The 17,442-nt window shown below is 66.2% G+C and carries 15 protein-coding genes; 2 read left to right on the top strand and 13 right to left on the bottom strand.

Features of this window, described 5'->3' with window-relative positions; all coding sequences use genetic code 11:
• Nucleotides 1-368 precede the first annotated feature (368 nt).
• The 4 genes from ACF0H8_RS18655 to ACF0H8_RS18670 form a co-directional block, all read right to left on the bottom strand.
• Nucleotides 369-1,712 (bottom strand): MFS transporter, encoded by a 1,344-nt coding sequence (locus tag ACF0H8_RS18655; protein ID WP_395290351.1) that lies wholly within the window; start codon nucleotides 1,710-1,712, stop codon nucleotides 369-371.
• Between the two features lie 586 nt (nucleotides 1,713-2,298).
• Nucleotides 2,299-3,393 (bottom strand): zinc-binding dehydrogenase, encoded by a 1,095-nt coding sequence (locus tag ACF0H8_RS18660; protein WP_395290352.1) that lies wholly within the window; start codon nucleotides 3,391-3,393, stop codon nucleotides 2,299-2,301.
• A 97-nt stretch (nucleotides 3,394-3,490) separates the two neighbouring features.
• Nucleotides 3,491-4,957 (bottom strand): aldehyde dehydrogenase, encoded by a 1,467-nt coding sequence (locus ACF0H8_RS18665; protein ID WP_395290353.1) that lies wholly within the window; start codon nucleotides 4,955-4,957, stop codon nucleotides 3,491-3,493.
• A gap of 483 nt (nucleotides 4,958-5,440) precedes the next feature.
• A complete protein-coding gene (locus ACF0H8_RS18670; protein ID WP_395290354.1) occupies nucleotides 5,441-5,938 on the bottom strand; it encodes an HtaA domain-containing protein in 498 nt (165 codons plus the stop codon).
• A 413-nt stretch (nucleotides 5,939-6,351) separates the two neighbouring features.
• Here ACF0H8_RS18670 and ACF0H8_RS18675 point away from each other — a divergent pair, with 413 nt between their 5' ends.
• On the top strand, nucleotides 6,352-7,680 hold the full coding sequence (locus tag ACF0H8_RS18675) for a cytochrome P450 (protein WP_395290355.1): 1,329 nt from the start codon (nucleotides 6,352-6,354) through the stop codon (nucleotides 7,678-7,680).
• Nucleotides 7,681-7,943: 263 nt separating this feature from the next.
• On the opposite strand, the gene ACF0H8_RS18680 is transcribed toward ACF0H8_RS18675, so the two are convergent.
• The 9 genes from ACF0H8_RS18680 to ACF0H8_RS18720 form a co-directional block, all read right to left on the bottom strand.
• On the bottom strand, nucleotides 7,944-8,438 hold the full coding sequence (locus ACF0H8_RS18680) for an HtaA domain-containing protein (RefSeq protein ID WP_395290356.1): 495 nt from the start codon (nucleotides 8,436-8,438) through the stop codon (nucleotides 7,944-7,946).
• Entirely contained in the window at nucleotides 8,435-9,076 is a 642-nt protein-coding gene (locus ACF0H8_RS18685; protein ID WP_395290357.1) for a GntR family transcriptional regulator, read from the bottom strand. Before ACF0H8_RS18685 ends, ACF0H8_RS18680 begins: the two co-directional genes overlap by 4 nt.
• Nucleotides 9,077-9,113: 37 nt before the next feature.
• A complete protein-coding gene (locus tag ACF0H8_RS18690) occupies nucleotides 9,114-10,019 on the bottom strand; it encodes an HpcH/HpaI aldolase/citrate lyase family protein (RefSeq protein WP_395290358.1) in 906 nt (301 codons plus the stop codon).
• A gap of 55 nt (nucleotides 10,020-10,074) precedes the next feature.
• Entirely contained in the window at nucleotides 10,075-11,484 is a 1,410-nt protein-coding gene (locus ACF0H8_RS18695) for an FAD-dependent oxidoreductase (RefSeq protein WP_395290359.1), read from the bottom strand.
• Nucleotides 11,485-11,595: 111 nt separating this feature from the next.
• Nucleotides 11,596-12,828 carry a nitrate/nitrite transporter gene (locus ACF0H8_RS18700; RefSeq protein WP_395290360.1) on the bottom strand — a complete coding sequence of 411 codons (1,233 nt, stop codon included), beginning with the start codon at nucleotides 12,826-12,828 and terminating at the stop codon, nucleotides 11,596-11,598.
• Between the two features lie 26 nt (nucleotides 12,829-12,854).
• The gene (locus tag ACF0H8_RS18705; RefSeq protein WP_395290361.1) at nucleotides 12,855-13,640 is read right to left on the bottom strand and encodes an SDR family NAD(P)-dependent oxidoreductase; all 786 of its coding nucleotides are present in this window, start codon (nucleotides 13,638-13,640) and stop codon (nucleotides 12,855-12,857) included.
• Between the two features lie 32 nt (nucleotides 13,641-13,672).
• On the bottom strand, nucleotides 13,673-13,867 hold the full coding sequence (locus ACF0H8_RS18710; protein ID WP_395290362.1) for a ferredoxin: 195 nt from the start codon (nucleotides 13,865-13,867) through the stop codon (nucleotides 13,673-13,675).
• A 10-nt stretch (nucleotides 13,868-13,877) separates the two neighbouring features.
• Nucleotides 13,878-15,062 (bottom strand): NAD(P)/FAD-dependent oxidoreductase, encoded by a 1,185-nt coding sequence (locus ACF0H8_RS18715; protein WP_395290363.1) that lies wholly within the window; start codon nucleotides 15,060-15,062, stop codon nucleotides 13,878-13,880.
• Entirely contained in the window at nucleotides 15,059-16,297 is a 1,239-nt protein-coding gene (locus ACF0H8_RS18720; protein ID WP_395290364.1) for a cytochrome P450, read from the bottom strand. Before ACF0H8_RS18720 ends, ACF0H8_RS18715 begins: the two co-directional genes overlap by 4 nt.
• Nucleotides 16,298-16,433: 136 nt before the next feature.
• Here ACF0H8_RS18720 and ACF0H8_RS18725 point away from each other — a divergent pair, with 136 nt between their 5' ends.
• Nucleotides 16,434-17,321 (top strand): oxaloacetate decarboxylase, encoded by an 888-nt coding sequence (locus ACF0H8_RS18725; protein ID WP_395290365.1) that lies wholly within the window; start codon nucleotides 16,434-16,436, stop codon nucleotides 17,319-17,321.
• The last annotated feature ends 121 nt before the right edge of the window (nucleotides 17,322-17,442 follow it).

Consider the following 17,442-nt stretch of genomic DNA (forward strand, 5'->3'; position numbering starts at 1 on the left):
CAGTTGTTGGAAGTAGTTTCGCTCCGAGCATCGAACGAACGTGGGGGATGACTCCTGCCGGGCGAGCAGCTGGCGGCGCGAGAGCGCCTCGGGGTGCTCCTTCACCGGCCTCTTCCGCTCGCTCCCCCTGTTTGCGCTGACGGGCGCGCGTCCAGGCGGAATTTCGCCAGGTCCGCGTCGTGGCCATGCCCGAGACCGGCAGTGGGAATCGGCCGTGAGCCCATCGCCGCTACTGGCAGGCGGCTCGGCAAGGAAACCTCCCCGCCGGGGGTGGTCCGGACACCCATCGAGGAGCCACCTGTTCACGATTCGCGAGACCAAGCGCCGGCAGCACGGGCTCAGACGATCCCACTCCCGCCCGCACGGTTTCATCGAGCGAGAGCCACCGAAGGCTGCCGCGGGGATGTGCGCCGGTGGTGGTTGTCGATGCTCATAGCGATGACGCCGGCCAGGACCAGAAGGCCGGCCATGACGAAGTAGGTCACGTCTTGGGTGCCGGTGAGGTCTGTGACGAAGCCGGTCAGATAGGGGCCGACGAAGCCCCCGATGCTGCCGAGGCTGTTCACCAGGGCGGTTGCGGCAGCAGCAGCCACGCCGGCGACGACCTTGGGAACGATCGCGAAGATGGTCGGCGCGATCGCGGACAACCCGAACGCGGTGATGGACAGCATCGCGATGAGCGCATAGGGGTTGTCGACGAGGGCCGCGCCGATGGCGCCGACGGCACCGATGGTGCCGGCTAGCAGCGTGACGGTCCCAGGGCGGCCGGTCCGGTCTGCCAGTGTCGACAGGAGGAGCGCGCCGATGATGGCGCAGACCCACGGGATCGCGTTCAGGCCGGCCTGGGCGCCCCCGGACAAGTCGGTGCCGAACCGGGCCTCGAAGCCCGCGACGATCGTGGGCAGGAAGAAGGTCAGGCTGAAAACCCCGAACGGAAGCGCAAAGAACGCCAGCGACAGGAGAAGAACCTTGGGGTTCTTCAAACCCGCCAGGGCGCGATGGCTCGAGTCGGAAGCGACATCTTCTTCACGTGCGATCGCATCGAGCAGGATCGTTCGCTCGCGCGCGCTGAGCCAGCGGGCCTGCTGGGGGGAATCCAGGAGCACGAACCACGCGGCGATACCCGCGAGGATCGCTGCGACGCCGGTGATCAGGATCATGGTGCGCCAGCCCGCGAGACCGGGGATCAGGTCATTTGAAGCAGTCGTCAGCCACGACATGAGGGGGCCGCCGATCGTGTTGGTCACGAACGGCACGAGGAGAAACAGGGAGAACGCCCAGACTCGGCGGCTCTTAGGAATCCAATACATGAGGTAGACCAACACACCGGGGGCGAATCCGGCCTCGGCGACACCGAGGAGGAAGCGGGCCCCGACGAGCCACCCGGCTGAAGGCACGAAGGCCATGAGAGCCTGGACGATGCCCCAGGTGACGATGATCCGCGCCAGCCAAGCGCGCGCACCGAACTTTCCGAGGGCGATGTTGCTGGGCACCTCGAGCAGGATGTATCCGGCGAAGAAGATCCCGGAGGCCAACCCGAAGGCGGTGGCGGTCATCTCGAGGTCGTCCGTCATGCCGTGAGGTCCGGCGAAGCTGATGGCGATCCGGTCGACGAAGGAGATGAAGTACAGCAGCCCGATGAATGGCATGATGCGCCACAGGACCTTGTTGACGACAGCGCGATCCGCGCTGTCCGCAATGGCAGAGCTCATGTTTTCTCCTTTGAAAGCGTGATGAGCCTGGAATCTGGAACGAAGCACGAGCGGTTGTTCGGTGAGACTTCGTATGTCGGCGCTAGTCGTAGCGCTCTCGCGGGGAACCGGGATGCGCGCCAAGGGCGATGGCGTCATCCGGCTGGCCGGAGCCGGGCGGCTGCACCCGTATCGCGTTCACTCAGGCGGCCATGACGCCGCGGGGCGGACGATTGTCTGGCCTCGCTGCTCGGCTCATGGATGATTCCTCCAAGCGCGGCGTTGTCCCGCATGAGTGGAACTGTTGCACAGTGGTGCAGATAACATGTGTAACACAGCCTTCGCTTCCGCGCAACGAGCTGTGTGACAGTGGACGTCTGCTCGCTACGGCCGGAGTCGTCTGCGTTGCACCCTGCGAGGGGAGGAGGCTTCCCGACTTCCCGACGGGCGCGGCTCCACTTACGACGTTCGTGCAGATGACCGGTCCCTGCCGGAGACGGAAGCCACGCCAGGGCGGGTCGGAACGCAGCGACCGCGTGTGCGGGGTCGCCGGCTCGCGCCCCACCTCATGGGAGTGCGTGGACGATCGACAACGCCGTCGAAACGCTTATGGATTGGGATTGGTCACGACGAGTCGCGCCGCCGACCCGTCCTTCAGGCGCTGGTAGCCCTCGTTGATCTCCTCGAGACGTATGGTCTCGGTCACGAGCTCGTCCAGGCGCAGAAGTCCGCGTGATGCGAGGCTCGCGAAGTAGGGGATGTCTACCTTCAGGTTCGCCGACCCCATATAGACGCTCTCTAGTCGGTTTCGGTTTCGCATGAAGGTCATGGCGTCGACGTGGATTGAGACATCCTTGCCCCCGATCCCGACCAGGTAGAGGCCGCCGCCATAGGAGAGCATCTCGAGCCCCTGCTGTGCGACCCGTTCCGATCCGACGAAATCGAAGACGTAGTCGGCCCCCTGCGGCATAATCCGCATGACCCCCTGGACTGGGTCTTCAACGCCGGAGTTGATCGTATGCGTCGCGCCGAACTCCAGGGCACGGTCAAGCTTGGCGGGAGAGATGTCCACGGCGACAATCGTGGACGCGCCAGCGATGACCGCGCTGCTGATCGCGTTCAATCCCACGCCACCTGCACCGACGACGACCACGGTCTCGCCGCGGCCGACGCCGGCCGTGTTCAGCACGGCGCCCGCCCCGGTGATCACCCCGCAGCCCAGGAGGGCGGCCTGCTCGAACGGGAGCTCCTTCGGGACCACGGCCAGCTGGTTCTCGTGTATGAGGGCCTGCTCTGCGAAGCCACCCAGGCCGAAAGCCTGATTGATCGGCCCGTCGGCGTCGCTGATCCGAGGCGAGTCGCCCGTCGAGCGTTCCGTGCGTTGGGAGTTCCGGCAGTAGTACGACCGTCCTGACAGGCAGCGTTCGCACTCACCGCAGAATCGAATGAGCGTTCCCACGACGTGGTCGCCGACCGTGATCGACCGGACGCTGGCCCCCACCTCCGCGACAACGCCTGCGACTTCGTGCCCGAACACGGCAGGCATCGCGAAACCGAGGTCCGAGCTCGCCAGAGTCAGATCGGAATGGCACAGTCCTACGGCTCTGACGTCGATAAGAACCTCGTTGGGATGCGGGGCATCCAGGTCAACCTGCTCGATCACGAAGCCGGCGCCGGGTGACTTTACTACTGCGGCCTTCATAGATCTCCTCGAATGGGATGAGCAGGGCTGGAACTACTGGGATGATGACGCGCGGGTGCTCGGGCATCGCCGCGCCGGGGCGACGGGTTCGGTCCGGCTACGCGTTCGGCCGGTTGAGGAAGATCGACTTGAGGACCTGGTAGTGGCTTAGTCCCTCCGGGCCGAGCTCACGACCCAAGCCGCTGGACTTCACGCCGCCGAAGGGCGCCACCGGATCCGTGGCGTAGCCGTTGAGACCGATGGTCCCGGTCCTCACCTGTCGAGCGACCCTCAGTCCGCGCTCTTCGTCTGAGGTCCAGACGCTGCCGGCCAGTCCGTAATCGGAATCGTTGGCGATACCGATCGCGTCCTGTTCGTCGACATAAGGGATGACCGTCAGCACCGGGCCGAAGATCTCCTTCTGAGCCAGGACGTCCTTGCGACCGACGTTGGCGAACACCGTCGGCTCGAGGTACCAACCACGGTCGAAGCCCTCGGGCCGGCGCCCACCGACAGTGACCCGACCGCCCTGGCGGACCCCCTGGCCGATCAGACCCTCCACACGATCTCGGTGCTTCTCCGAGACCAGAGGGCCAACCTGCGTCTCACGGTCGAGCGGGTTCCCCACTCGCAAGCCGGACACCATGTCAGAGACGATCCGAACGGTTTTATCGTACTGCGCCTGCGGCGCCAGGATCCGGGTCGAGAGCCAGCAGACCTGGCCGTTGTTCATCATCGTCGACGAGAACAGCGCTTCGACGTTGTTCTCCAGGTCTGCATCGTCGAGAACGATGGCGGCTGACTTTCCACCGAGCTCCAGAGTGACCGGTCGCAGGAGCCTTCCGCACACCTCGCCGATCATCCGCCCGACCTCAGGTGACCCGGTGAAGGAGACCTTGTCGATGCCGGGATGCTGGACGAGGTACCCACTCGTCTCTCCGCCGGCGGGAACGATGTTGAGGACTCCGGCGGGCAGTCCTGCCTCGATCGCTGCCTCTGCCACCAAGAAGGCGTCGAGGACGGTCTCAGGCGCGGGCTTCAGGACGACTGTGCATCCGGCAGCCAGGGCAGGGGCGAGCTTCAGGAAGGTGATCCCCTGCGGGACATTCCACGGGACGATGGCCGCGACGACCCCGACGGGCTCACGAGTGACGAGGGTCTGCTTGCCCTTGATGCCCGGGCGAAGCTCATCGCCCTGACGTTCGATCAGGTCGCTGAAATAGCGCAGGAGGGTGGCCGGGTTGCTTGTCTCCCACTTCTCCGAGAGCCAGATCGGCATGCCGTTCTGGACGGTCACCCGGCGCGCGGTCTCCGGCCCCCGCGCCTCGAGCGCATGCGCGAACCGGCGCAGGACCTCCCCGCGCTCCTGCGGTGCCCACCGAGACCATCCCCGGGGGTCGTCGAACGCAGCTCGGGCGGCGGAGACCGCTCGGTCGATGTCCTGCTTCCGTCCGTCCGGAACACGGCCGATGTACTCCTCGGTCGCCGGCGAATGGACGTCGATCCACGACGATTCCTCGGGAGTGACCCACTCTCCGCCGATGAAGAGCCGGTCATACTCAATCGTCGCCACTTCGAGCTTCATACCTCGTCACTTTCCCAGGCTGGTCAGCCCCTAGATCCACAAGGCAGGAAGCCCCAATGTGCCGCAGCCGTACTGCGCCCGACGGACCGCCGGTGGTGACGGTGCCCAACGACGGGGCGTTGCCACTCATCGGAGATGCTTCATGGGACTGCCGAGCCTGTGGACTCGACCGTGGAGCGGGTCGGGCTAGCGGCGTCGGACCACCAGCCTATAGAGCGTCGATCCCTGTTTGTCGAACTGTGCAACAGTGCATCGCCCTTCACCCTACAGACGAGTCGACGCGACTTCAAGCACACTCAGCGGTGCTCAGAGGTCCGAACCGGGGTCGGCAACAGAGAACGCATCTGCCTCTCGCGTGGCGCCGACGACGAACCGTGCGTGCGACGCCTGCGGGTGCACCGGAGTGCCTACCCGGTCCGAGCCCGCCGACCCGGTCACTCGGCGCCCCGGGCCGGACGGCGCCATCGACCGAGGGTGGTCGCGTCACGGCACCTGGGAATCCGCGAATCGAATGGTCACCGGATCCAGTGCGTCACCGGCGAAGTAGTTACCCATGAAGAGGTACTGCCCGTCGCGAGCCAGCGACGCAGAGAAGCGGACCTCAGGTGCTCCCAGACGGCCGACCTCGAGAGCCAGATCGGCGATGTCCATACGCACAGCCCGACCATCAACTTCGTCCACGGCGGCGGAGAGAGTGACACTCCCGTCCTGGCCGAACAGGACTTCTGGGTCGGCGATCACCACGGACAGCGCCCCGAAGTGCGCGGTGAGGGCCACTCGACCCGAGAAGGCGAGAACGGTGCCGCCAGCCCCCTCCGGCCCGAACCCCAGTCGGTGGGGGAAGCCGAACTCTCCTGCGGCATTCCGGACCGCACCATCGGTCAGCCCGTAGACGTGGTCGGGGAGCCGTTCGAAGTAGCGCCGGAAAGATTCCTTGAGCCCCCACTCAAGGGAGTGAGCCCTAGCCCTCCCCTCGATCACGGATTCCAGCAAAGAGGGAGCCACTCTCGATACTCGACTCCTCGGCTCCATCGCGTCATACCTCTTCTCGTGGACGGGTTCGCGGCCGGAGCGCACACTTCGGTTCACTCAACCAGAGCATGCTAGTCATCCCGGCTGCCCGGCGGCCGAGCGACGACCGGGGGCCACTCGCGGTCTCCCGGGGCGAGGAACAGCTTCTTCGCGGTGGGGCTGGCGCTGCGCCGTGTAACTGTGCCACAGTGCAACTGCTACGTAGACGGTGTGATACTCCGTACACTGGTGCGACGACCGCTCACCGACGAGAGGGGGCTCGTCACCAGGAGCTTGACGAGGATCTCCTGGCAGACGTTTCCGTACCGACGAGTTCGGTCGGCCTGGGTAGAGCACTGGAATCAACTGACGAAGGAGGAGTTGTGACCGCAACTCAAGCCGAGACGCACACACGTGTCCCCGACGAGATCGCGCGGCAGATCGTGCTTCCGACGGGCCACCTGGACGAGACGGCCCTGTTCAGCGCGTATGAATGGCTGAGGAACAACGCCCCCCTTGCCAAGGTCGAGGTTGACGGTTACGACCCGCTGTGGCTGGTCACCAAGCATGCCGACATCCTCGAGATTGAGCGACAGCCTGAGGTGTTCCACAACGGCGGCGGTAGCGAGAATCCCGGAACCCACAACCCGATCCTCAACACGAAGGCCGGCGACGCCTGGACGATGAAGACCCATGGCACGCTCCGGCCGCTGGAGTCCCTCCAGATGATGGACCCGCCCGAGCACACGATCGTTCGTGACATCGCTCAGGGTTGGTTCAGGCCGGTGGAGCTGAAGAAGTGGGACGCCCGTATCCGGGAGCTGGCCAACAAGGTGATCTCCAGGCACCTTGTGCCCGGCGTCAACGAGATCGACTTCTCCCGGGACTTCGCCTGGTTCTATCCCTTGCACGTCGTCATGACGCTTTTCGGGGTTCCCGAGGAGGACGAGCCCCACATCATGCGACTGGCCCACGAGCGCTTCGGCGTCAATGACCCCGAGTCCCGCCGCCCGGGCATCAGCTCCGATTCCGCTACGGCGGCGGCTGAGCAGAACACGGCGAACATCCGCGACTTCGAGGCCTACTACGTCGGCCTCGTCGAGAGCCTTCGGGAGAATCCCCAGGACAATCTGGCGAGCCTCATCGCAAACGCCCGCCAGGACAACGGCGATTACTACCCGATGAAGACGTGCATCGGGTACTACATCGCGATCTCCGGCGCAGGCCACGACACGACGTCGACGACCGCGGCGACGATCTTCGAGGAGCTGGCCAAGCGCCCAGACCAGCTCAAGGCAGTGCAGGATGACCTCTCGCTCATCCCTACGCTCATCAACGAGGGCCTCCGTTGGGCCTCGCCGGTCAAGCATTTTGTCCACCAGGCCGCCCTGGACTACGAACTGCGCGGACAGCAGATTCGCAAGGGCGACCGGCTAATGTTGCTCTTCCAGTCCGGGAACCGCGACGAAGACATCTTCGACGTGCCCAAGGAGTTCCGCCACGATCGGAAGCCGAACCCGCACATCGCCTTCGGCAATGGTCCGCACGCCTGCCTTGGCCAGCCCCTTGCGCGGCTCGAGCTGCGCATCCTGCTCGAAGAGCTCCTGCCCCGGGTCAGGAACATCGAACTGATCGGTCCCCGCAAGGTCCTGCAGACGAACTTCGTCGGCGGCCTGAAGTCTCTGCCCGTGCGATTCGAGCTGGTGGACTGATCCGCCGGCGCGACCAACCCGCATTCCGGCCCTCCTGCGCACGGCCCGGTTTGGAGCGCTCGACGATTCGGTCGGGCGCTCCAGCCTTGTCGCGAGGGATCGAATCCCTAACCGGTGCCCCGTCCTGGGCGGCCGCGCGACGAGCCGAGATACGGCTTGCGTCGACCTGCCGCGTAACGACTCCGGGGCTCTCTCGGCGAGAAGGTGCCCTGGCGCAGCGGGAACGTGCTCGGAGATCACTCTTCGAGGAGGTGCTGCTGAGATCACTCAGTGTGAAGAAGCCTGGCCGGCGCTAGTTCCGTGCCGGCGGGGTAGACGTTGTTGAACGTCTCGACGCCACTGGCGGCGAGCTTGAGGGGCACCTCCAGGACGCCGTTCCCCGACTCTTGATGGTCGCCGGCAGAGATGCCGATCGTCTCTCGTTGCGATGTGTCTGGCCACGCCATGAGGTCCACGACGCTGAGCTCAGCGCCTTCCGGCGTCATCGTCAGCCACGGGTTCATGAAGATGACGAGCAGCATGCCGCCGTGTGCCGTCAACCTGAGGTCGCCACCGAACTCGAGGCGGACGCCGCCCCCGGACAGCTCGGTACGAGCGACGAACGGGAAGACGTAGGCATCGCCCGGCTCGCCGGGGTGTACACCGCCGTTGGTGACGATGCGCGAGTCACCCAGTCCGTCCAGGTACGACAGAAAGCTCGGCTTGATCCCCCACGCGAGATCTCGAGGGCCGTGCCCCAGACCTGCCGAACCAGTCATGCGCGACCCGTCACTGATGCCGTCTTGTGCCGAGGGGACTTCCAGGGGTCGCTCGTGAAGTGGTCGCTCACCAGCGCGATCGCCTCGAGGTCCGCCGCACGCAGTCCCTCGACCAGCGCCACGTGCTTCGCCTTCCATTCATCGAGGGGCAGCTGCTCCAACCAGTCGATCGACTGGAGTCGGCACAGGCGAAACTCGTCCAGCATGTCGGCGAAGGCACGGCTCAGCCGGGGGCTGTGCGCCATATCCACCAGCGTCTGGTGGAGGTTGCAGTCCGCGTCGATTCGAAGCGCCCACGAGTCATCCTCCGTCATGGACACGATGCGGTCGAGCGCCCGGGCCACCTCAACGCCTGGCTTCGTCCCCTCCGCGAGGGCTACCCGGTAGGCAGAGGCCTCTAGGCTCTCGCGGAGCAGGAGGATGTCGGCGTACTCCTCGCGACCGAAGACAGGGACCGACCATCCGCGGTTCTCGCGGTACTGGAGCAGCCCCACGTTCTCGAGGCGCGTGAGCGCAGCGCGCAGGGTGTGCCGAGACACCTCGAGCTGCTGGGCCAGGGGGGATTCCTTGAGCTTCTCTCCGGCAGGGATCTTGCCGTTGAAGATGTCTGAACGGAGGCTCTCTTCCAAGGCGTCCACAACTGAGACGGTCTGTAGCCTTCCGGCCGTCAGTACATTATCGCTTCTTCTTGCCATGGCGATCCGACCGCCCTTCCCATTTGATCGAGTCGGTGGATGCATGCCCGTTCCGTGTGGTACTGCTCAACAGTACCCCAGAGGCTGGCGGCGCCGACGGAGCTGCGCCACCGCGACGGCCGCCCGTCGGCACTCCTGACACCGCCGAACGGTCAGCCCGTAGCAGGCCGAGCCTCTCCCCCAGCCCCTGGAGGACGAGCCGCCGGTCGCTCACGGTGTTGACCACTCGGGCGCCCAGGTTTGTCCAGTGGTCAAGCTCGTCTCGCGACTCCTCAGGCGTGCGTCCCCGGTACAGGGTCGCGAACAGGGGCGTCGATGCACGTCTCGCCGAGGCGGCGATCGAGTCAATCTCCGAAGCAACCTCGGGAGCCCTGTTGTCGCCGTAGTGACCCATCTCGTGGGCGAGGTCGAAGGTGCCCAGGAACACGGCGTCGATGCCGGGGACCCCGAGGATCTCGTCCAGCGCCGCGGCACCGGCCTGGCTCTCGATGGCGACGGCCACGAAGACGTTTTCGTTGGACCACTGGGCGAAGGCGCGCCAGTCCGATGCCATGTGCTCGGCGGCACGCACGCTGGGGCAGGCACCGCGTGATCCCGCCCCCGAGTCGTCTGCGTAGCGGGCTGCCTCCACGGCCGCCTCCGCCTGCTCTCGGCTGGCGATGTGCGGGACGACGACGCCCAGGGCCCCCGCGTCGAGGGCACGCTTGATCCAGACCTCGTCGTTCGAGGGGATCCGGACGATCGGCGTGACGTGCGCGACCTGTGCTGCGCGGATCATCGACACCACGGCATCGGTCCCGAACGAGCCGTGCTCCCAGTCGATCATCACGTGGTCGTACCCGGCATATCCCACCATCTCGACGATTTCCGGGCTGTAGGTCTGCACGTTTACACCGAGGGCGGTCCCGCCGTCGCGAAGGGCCTGGAGGATGTTGTTCGTCCTAGATCGCACGGCCACCGCTCCCCCACCCGACGACGGCATCGGCCGACGTCGCGATGTGCCGGGCGATGATCCTGCCGAACACCGCCCCCTTCCCGAGCGAGGTCCCCGTCATGTAGGCCGCCCCGTGGAAGCCTCCCGTGACCTCGCCGACGGCGTAGAGCCCCTCGATGACCTCACCGGCCACGTCGGTGACCTGGCCCTGGGGCGTGATCGTCAGGCCGCCGTACGTGGTGGTCATCAGCGTCTTCGCCGGGTAGGCGTAGAAGGGGCCGGTCTCGATGGGCATGAGCGCACCGACGCCGTTGCACAGGTGTGTTCGTCCTACCTCATCCGCCGATTCACCGCGGACGGCCGCGTTGTAGCGCTCGACCGTCCGCACGAGGCCGTCCCTCTCGATTCCCGCGATGGCGGCAAGGTCCTCGAGGGTGTCGGCCTTGAAGAGGTGCCCGAGATCTTCCAGGGTGTCCATGTCCTTGAGCGCGATGCCGCGGTGGGACTTGGCCCGGACAGAGGCGTCGAAGATCTGGAACGCCAGGCCCTGCGGTTGGGTGAGGACTGCCGAGCCGAGGGTCTTGTAGTCGAGCGACTCGTCGATGAATCGTTTGCCGTGGGAGTTGACGATGATGCCGCCCATGTAGAAGGACGTGAGCAGCTCGTGCTGGTCGTCCGTCGTCTCCGGGTGGGATCCGTACGTGCCCGAGATCGAGGACATGTCGGCCAGTCCCGCGCCGACTCGCCACGCCATGCGCAAGCCATCACCGGTGTTCCCGAGTCCCCCGTAAGGAATGGCCGCCAGCTGTTCTGGGGCGAATACGGCCAGGAGCTCCTGGGACCGCGAGAATCCGCCGGCGGCGATGACCACCCCGCGCCGCGCGTACATGACGACGGGCCCGTCCGGGGTGTCTACCTCGACCCCGCGGACTCCGTTGACCTCGTCGCGGACCAGCCAACGCGCTCGATGGTTGAAGAACGTCGCGCCTCCGCGCTCCTGGAAGTCCTTGTGCAGCGACGTGAGGACCTCACGGATGCGCGTGCTGTGTCCGCGCGGCGCCGACTGGCCAGAGCTGATCTCGACCTCGCCGAACTCGACCCCGTGCTCCTTGAGCCAGCCGTACGTGTCCAGCTGGTTGTCCAGGTAGGCATCGACGAGTGCCCGGTCGTTGCGATGCGCTCCTACCTCAAGCAGGTCCCGACGGAACTGGTCGAGGGAGTCGTGAATGCCGCGAGCCTCCTGCTCGGCGGTTCCGGTGAAGGCGAACCACCCCCCACTCATCGCGGATGAGCCGCCGATGGCACTGGTCTTCTCGATGAGTCCGACGTCGAGCCCGAGTTCTGCGGCCGACGTGGCCACCGTGAGGCCGGCGATGCCGGCGCCGATGACCAGAAGGTCCAGTTCGGTGGTTTTCACGTTGATTCTCCCGTCGTTGCGAGCAACCTGCGGTGGTAGATGGAACATGAGGAGCAAACTCCCGGTGTTTGTGAGTGGTGCGATGGGGTCACGCTTTGATGGCGGTCGGTCTCATGAGGCGACCGCCGCCGACACGCGTTTCCGGGCTTGTTCCGGACTGGTAGGTCGATGCCGGGACATCAGCCACGGGACGAGGCTCCCGACGAGCGAGATCAGCAACAGGCACGCCCAGGCGACGAGATATCCGGCGTGGTCAACGGCGACCCCGAAGAGGAATGGCCCAGCCGCGAACCCTCCGAAGGTGCTGACGGAGACCACGCCCGAGATCAGGCCGACGCGGGACACCGGAAAATACCGCAGTACCGCGGCTGCCAGGCACACAGGGATCAAGGCGAAACCGGCGCCGATCACGGCGGCTCCTGCCCAGAAGGCCCAGGTGGACTGCGCGACTACCCCCCAAAGGATGATCGCCTCGCCGATAACGAGCGCCGAGCCGAGCACGATCATCACCGTGCGTACGCGGTCGAACCTGTCGGCGACGACGCCCCAGGCCAGCCGTGTCGCGAATCCGACGGCCCCGAGGACGGCGACCGCCAGGGATGCCGTCCGGGCATCGAGCCGCAGTGTCTCGTAACCCACCAGCGGAAGGCCGAACAGGGTGGCCTGGAAGCAGATGCCGGTCAGCAGGGCGAAGACCGACAGCACCACGAGGAGACGGTCGGGCCGTACGGGCGCGACAGGGTGGCCCTCGGAGCCTTCGCGATCTGGCGCTGGGGGTTCGCCGAGTCGGAGGCGGGCGGTCGAAAGCACCGGGACCAGCGTCACGATGACGAGGGCGGCCGCGGCTGCGAGCCCGGCGCGCCAACCGAAGGACGCTGCGACGAGGGGGCACAAGAATCCGGCCAGCATCTGACCGATCTGGACGCCCATCTGCTTCGTCGCGATCATTCGCCCCCGACGAGTGGTCTCGGCGTACTGGCTGACCAGACGGTTGGTCACCGACGTCGACAGGGCTAGGGCGCCACCTCCTGCCGCCGCAGCGAGCAGCAGTCCCACCAACGACTGAGACACGGCCACGCCAACGACACCCACCACCTCCAGCACGAATGTGACTGCAATGCCCACAGTGGGTGCCGAGCGATCAGCCAGGCGTCCGAAGGGGATGGACAGCGCGGCCGCCGTCAGGAACACGGCCACGGCGAAGAGGCCGAACTCGGCCCGGGTCAGCCCGAGGTCCTGACGAAGTTCGGGACCCAAGGCGCTGACGCCCGCCGTCAGGAGTGCTGCCACTCCCATCGTCGACGTCAGCGCCCCGGTGAATGCCATTGTCTGCAGCCGCGTCATCGCGAACTAGCTCTCGTGGTGCGGACTCATCCGAAGATGCCGCCGTTGACGTCAAGCACGGCACCTGTGATGAAGCTCGAGTCTTCGGAGGCGAGGAAGGACACGGCTGCGGCCAGCTCGTCTGCGGTTCCGACCCGCCTGAGCGGCACAGACTGGGAGAAGACCTCGTGCAGGTTCTGGGACGAACCGAGGCCGCTCACGTCAGACAGTGGCGTCTTGATGCGTCCGGGCGCGACGGTGTTCGCCGTCACGCCATAGGGCCCGCACTCGCCCGCCAGTGTGCGTGTGAAGCCGATGACCGCGGCCTTGCTCGCCACGTAGTGGGCTCCGCTGATAGGCATGTACATCCTGCCCGCGCGCGAGGACACGTTGACGATTCGACCCCAGCCGCGCTCCTTCATGACGCCCATGGCCCACTTCGACAGCAGGAAGGTCGCCGTGAGGTTGACGGTCATGACGTGGTTCCACTGGTCGAGGGAGATCTCCTTGATCGGGAAGTGGCTGCCGTCCTCCCGCTTGGGGTGGATCCCGGCGTTGTTGACCAGGATGTCGAGCCCGCCGTACGTGGTGGTGATCGTCGAGGTCAGCCGGTCGATGTCGTCCGGCGAGGCCAGGTCCGCGATCTCGGAATGGACGGGCACCTCGTTCGTCGAAAGCTCCTGCGCGACGGAGTGGGCGGCTTCCGAGCGGTCCGCGATGACCACCGCATGCCCGTCCTCTTGGAGTCGCCGCACGGTGGCGAGACCGATGCCGCTGGCTCCTCCGGTCACGACAGCGATCCGGCCGGTAGGCGTCGTCGCCTGTGCACTCATGTTGCTCCTTCAGCGATGCGGGTTGGGGCCGGTCACTGCTCCAGCAGGATCGCCTTGGCGGGGCAGGCCGCGACAGCACGACGGACTGCCGGGAGCAGATCATCGGACGGGTTCTCCTGCAGCAGGACGACGACGCCGTCCTCGTCGCGCTGGTCGAAGACCTCCATGGCCTCCATCACGCAGGCGCCGGCCGCGATGCACTTGTCGGTGTCCACTGTCAGCTTCATGGGTTCTCTCCTAGTTCCGGACGAGTTTCTGCATCGCCGCGGCCCGGAGGTCGCGACGATAAGGGATGAGTTGCTTGGCGGCGTTCTTGCCGATCACCGCTTCCACGTACCCATTGTTCTTGAGCACCGCCACGAGCCGGTTCGCGTCAATGTCGTCGAGGACGACCTCCAGTTCGGCGTCACCGTGGACGTAGCCGTACGCCTGCCACTTCTCGTCGTACTGATCGGTCCAGAAGAACGGGAGGTCCAGGTGCGGAACGTCGGTGCCGGTCAAGACCGCCGCCACCACCTGGGCCTGGTCACCGGCACTGAGCCGGTGTTCGATCCGCTGGTTCACGCCCAGCAGGGGATGGAACCAGTTGGCCACATCACCGACGGCGTAGACGTCCTGCGCGGCCTGTCCCTGGCTGTCGCAGACGATGCCGTTCGCGACCTCAAGGCCCGCCCCATCGAGCCACCCGACCGCGGGGGCGGTTCCGATCCCCACCAGGGCGGCATCGGCACGGAGCGTCTCGCCGTCTGACAGGGTGACGGACTCGATCCGCCCCGTGCGCACGTTCCATTCCTCAACGACCTGTCCGAAGTGGAACCTCACGCCCTTTATGAGGTGGGTTCGCTCGATCCTCTGCGCCAGCTCGGTCGGGAACTTCCCGAAGAGCACGCCGGGTGTGGGCTCGACGACGTCGACGACGCATCCCTTGGAGATGGCGGTCGCCGCAACCTCCAGGCCGATGAACCCCGCGCCCACGATGATCACGTGCTTGCCGTGCGCCATCTGCGCCCTGAGGTCCATGGCATCCGCGAAGGTGCGGAGCGTGACGACGCCGGCGATCCCCTCCGCGGGCACGAGCCTGCGCGCATCGACGCCGGTCGCGATCACCAGCGAGTCGTAACCGATCGCTTCGCCGCCCGCCAGGTGCACGAGCTTGTTCCGGGTGTCGAGCCGGGTCGCCTCGACACCCAGGCGGAGGTCGATGTCGCGGCTCGTGCAGGCTTCGTGCGTCGTGAGCTGGACGAACTCGAACTCTTCTTTGCCCGCCAACAGCTGCTTGGACAGCGGCGGCCGGTCGTAGGGAAGGTGGGGCTCGGCGCCGACAAGGACGATCTCACCTGTCCATCCACGATCGCGCAGCGCCTCGGCAGTCGCCAGGCCCGCGGCGCCCGCCCCGACGATGACAGCGCGGTCGTTCATCATGAGCGCGGCTCCTCGAGAGTCCAGTTGACCTTCAGTGCCTTGGGTCCACGCATGAGCATCTGCTCACGCCAGTCCTCGGCCGGCTGGGCCGCTTCAAGAGTGGCGAAGCGGTCGAGCACCGCACCGAGGACCTCGCGGATCTCCATGCGTGCCAGCTGATTGCCCGGGCAGGCGTGCGGGCCAAAACCGAAACGGAGATGGGGCGCGTCCTCGCGGTCGAAGTCCAGCTCGCGAGGGTTGGTGAAGACACGTTCGTCGAAGTTCGCCGGGTGGACGACGGGGTGGATCCCGTCGTCCTTCTTGACCACGACGCCCCCGATCTCGACGTCCTCGGTGGCAATCCGCACCCTCGTCCCGGTTCCGGCGGGCACCACACGCAGGAACTCCTCGATGGCGCGGGGCAGCACGTCCCGGTTGTTCTTGAGGTACTGGAAGCGCTCGGGGTCGTGCGCGAGCCAGTACAGGATGCCGCCGATGATGGAGGCCGTGGAGTCGTGGCCGGCGGTCAGGAGCACGAACCCCACGCCGCCCAGCTCCTCGTCGTCCCAGATGCCGCCCTCGAGGTCGCCCAGCAGGGCGCTGATCAGGTCGTCGCCCGGTTCCGCACGTCGGCGCGCGACCAGTCGATCGAAGTACTCGTTGACCTTGGTGATGTGGGCGTTTGCCTGTTCCTCGCTGGTGATCCGCCCGTTCATGTGGTCGAGCGCGGCCTCGAGGAAGACGTCGGTCTCGTCCTCGGGGACGCCGAGAAGGTCCGCGATGACGGAGAGCGGGACGTGCTCGACGAACTGCGTCATCAGGTCCGCACCCTGTCCCATGGCAATGAAGTTGTCGAGGAAGCGCTCGATCTTCGCTCGGGACTCATCACGCATGCTCATCACCCGGCGCACGGACAGGTGCCGCGCGAGGACGCGTCGCCGAGCGATCTGCTCCGGGCCGTCCATCTTGTCGAACGCCATGCGGAAGGGAGGCTTGTGCCCTTCGCTGTGCCGGAGGCGCGGGTAGTTGTTTCCGCGGTGCTTCCACACGACGAAGCGATCGTCGCTCATGACCTGCTGGACCTCGGCATAGCCGATGGCGATCCAGGCGCGCCCCTCACCGAACGGCATCACGGCAGGCACCACAGGTCCGTACTCGTGGCGAAGGGTCTCGAGCTCGGTCTCGAGCGCGCCCGCGACGATCAGGTCCTGCCGCGACTGCATCGGATACGGGACTGGATAGGTCGTCGTTGTCATACCCTGCACTTCTTGGTCAAGCATGGTGCCCTCCCGGCGGCTGCGCGACGATGCGTGAACTGTGTAACAGTTGACCATAACGTTCGTCACAGTGCAACCTTCGAGTCAAAGCGACGCCTGACCAAGGAGACCGTCCATGAGCACACTTCGCGCACGCCTCAAGGAGGGCGGCGTCGTCGCCCCCGGGGCCCACGACGCACTCACTGCCGTCCTCGCGCGTCGCGCGGGATTCAACACGATCTATGTCTCTGGTTTTGCCTTCGAGGCGACCCAGCTCGCGGCACCGGACATGGGCATGGCCACCATGACCGAGCTGGCCGCACATGTCTCACACATCGACTCTGCGGCGGGCGTCGAAGTCATCTGCGACGTCGACACCGGCTTCGGCGGACCCAACAGCCTGCACCGGACCGTGAGGGAGCTCGAGCGTTCCGGAGCGGCCGCCATCCAGATTGAGGACCAGGCCGAACCGAAGAGGTGCCCGTTCGTCGGCGGTCGCCAGGTCGTCGATCGCGACACTGCCGTCGCCCGCATCCGCATCGCCGCGGAGTCGAGGCAGAGTGACATGTTGATCATCGCTCGAACGGACGCCGACGAGATCTCCACGGACGAGGTCGTCGAGCGGTGCCGACTCTTCGCCGCCGCCGGTGCTGACCTCGTGCTGCCCATGGTCAGAAACCTCGATGGCCGCCCCATCACCGATCGCACGCCGTCGGAGCGCATGCGCATCTGCGAAGATCTCGTCGAGCGCATCGGCCACCCGGTCGTGACGCTCGATCCGCCGGCCGGCCACACGGCACAGGACCTGTTCGACATCGGTGTCTCGCTGGTCATCATGCCGCTCGCATCGCTCGAGGCCGCGACGACGGCCGTCGTCGAGTACTTCGACTCACTGCGGGACACCGGATCCTCGGAGGCACACACAACCGCATACCCGCCACGGCTGGCGGCCAACCTCGACATGATGAATGCCCTCGGACTCGCGGAGTACCTGGAGCGCGATGAAGCGATGCCGCGCCGCTGACCGCCTGCAGGAGCCTGCAGTAGCGAGAGGAGGCGGAATCTCGTCGATCTCGCCGGAGCGGAGAACGCATGGCTCGCGGTCCCCTGACGGCGATCCGGCACACATGTCATCCATGCGTCGA

It is taken from the genome of Georgenia sp. AZ-5 (assembly GCF_043952095.1).
Taxonomy (GTDB): Bacteria; Actinomycetota; Actinomycetes; order Actinomycetales; family Actinomycetaceae; genus Georgenia.

Bases quoted from the DNA above. Each gene is read 5' to 3' on its own strand.
- ACF0H8_RS18655 (WP_395290351.1), bottom strand. From the start codon at position 1,712: ATGAGCTCTGCCATTGCGGACAGCGCGGATCGCGCTGTCGTCAACAAG.
- ACF0H8_RS18660 (WP_395290352.1), bottom strand. From the start codon at position 3,393: ATGAAGGCCGCAGTAGTAAAGTCACCCGGCGCCGGCTTCGTGATCGAG.
- ACF0H8_RS18665 (WP_395290353.1), bottom strand. From the start codon at position 4,957: ATGAAGCTCGAAGTGGCGACGATTGAGTATGACCGGCTCTTCATCGGC.
- ACF0H8_RS18680 (WP_395290356.1), bottom strand. From the start codon at position 8,438: ATGACTGGTTCGGCAGGTCTGGGGCACGGCCCTCGAGATCTCGCGTGG.
- ACF0H8_RS18700 (WP_395290360.1), bottom strand. From the start codon at position 12,828: ATGACGCGGCTGCAGACAATGGCATTCACCGGGGCGCTGACGTCGACG.
- ACF0H8_RS18705 (WP_395290361.1), bottom strand. From the start codon at position 13,640: ATGAGTGCACAGGCGACGACGCCTACCGGCCGGATCGCTGTCGTGACC.
- ACF0H8_RS18710 (WP_395290362.1), bottom strand. From the start codon at position 13,867: ATGAAGCTGACAGTGGACACCGACAAGTGCATCGCGGCCGGCGCCTGC.
- ACF0H8_RS18715 (WP_395290363.1), bottom strand. From the start codon at position 15,062: ATGATGAACGACCGCGCTGTCATCGTCGGGGCGGGCGCCGCGGGCCTG.
- ACF0H8_RS18720 (WP_395290364.1), bottom strand. From the start codon at position 16,297: ATGACAACGACGACCTATCCAGTCCCGTATCCGATGCAGTCGCGGCAG.
- ACF0H8_RS18725 (WP_395290365.1), top strand. From the start codon at position 16,434: ATGAGCACACTTCGCGCACGCCTCAAGGAGGGCGGCGTCGTCGCCCCC.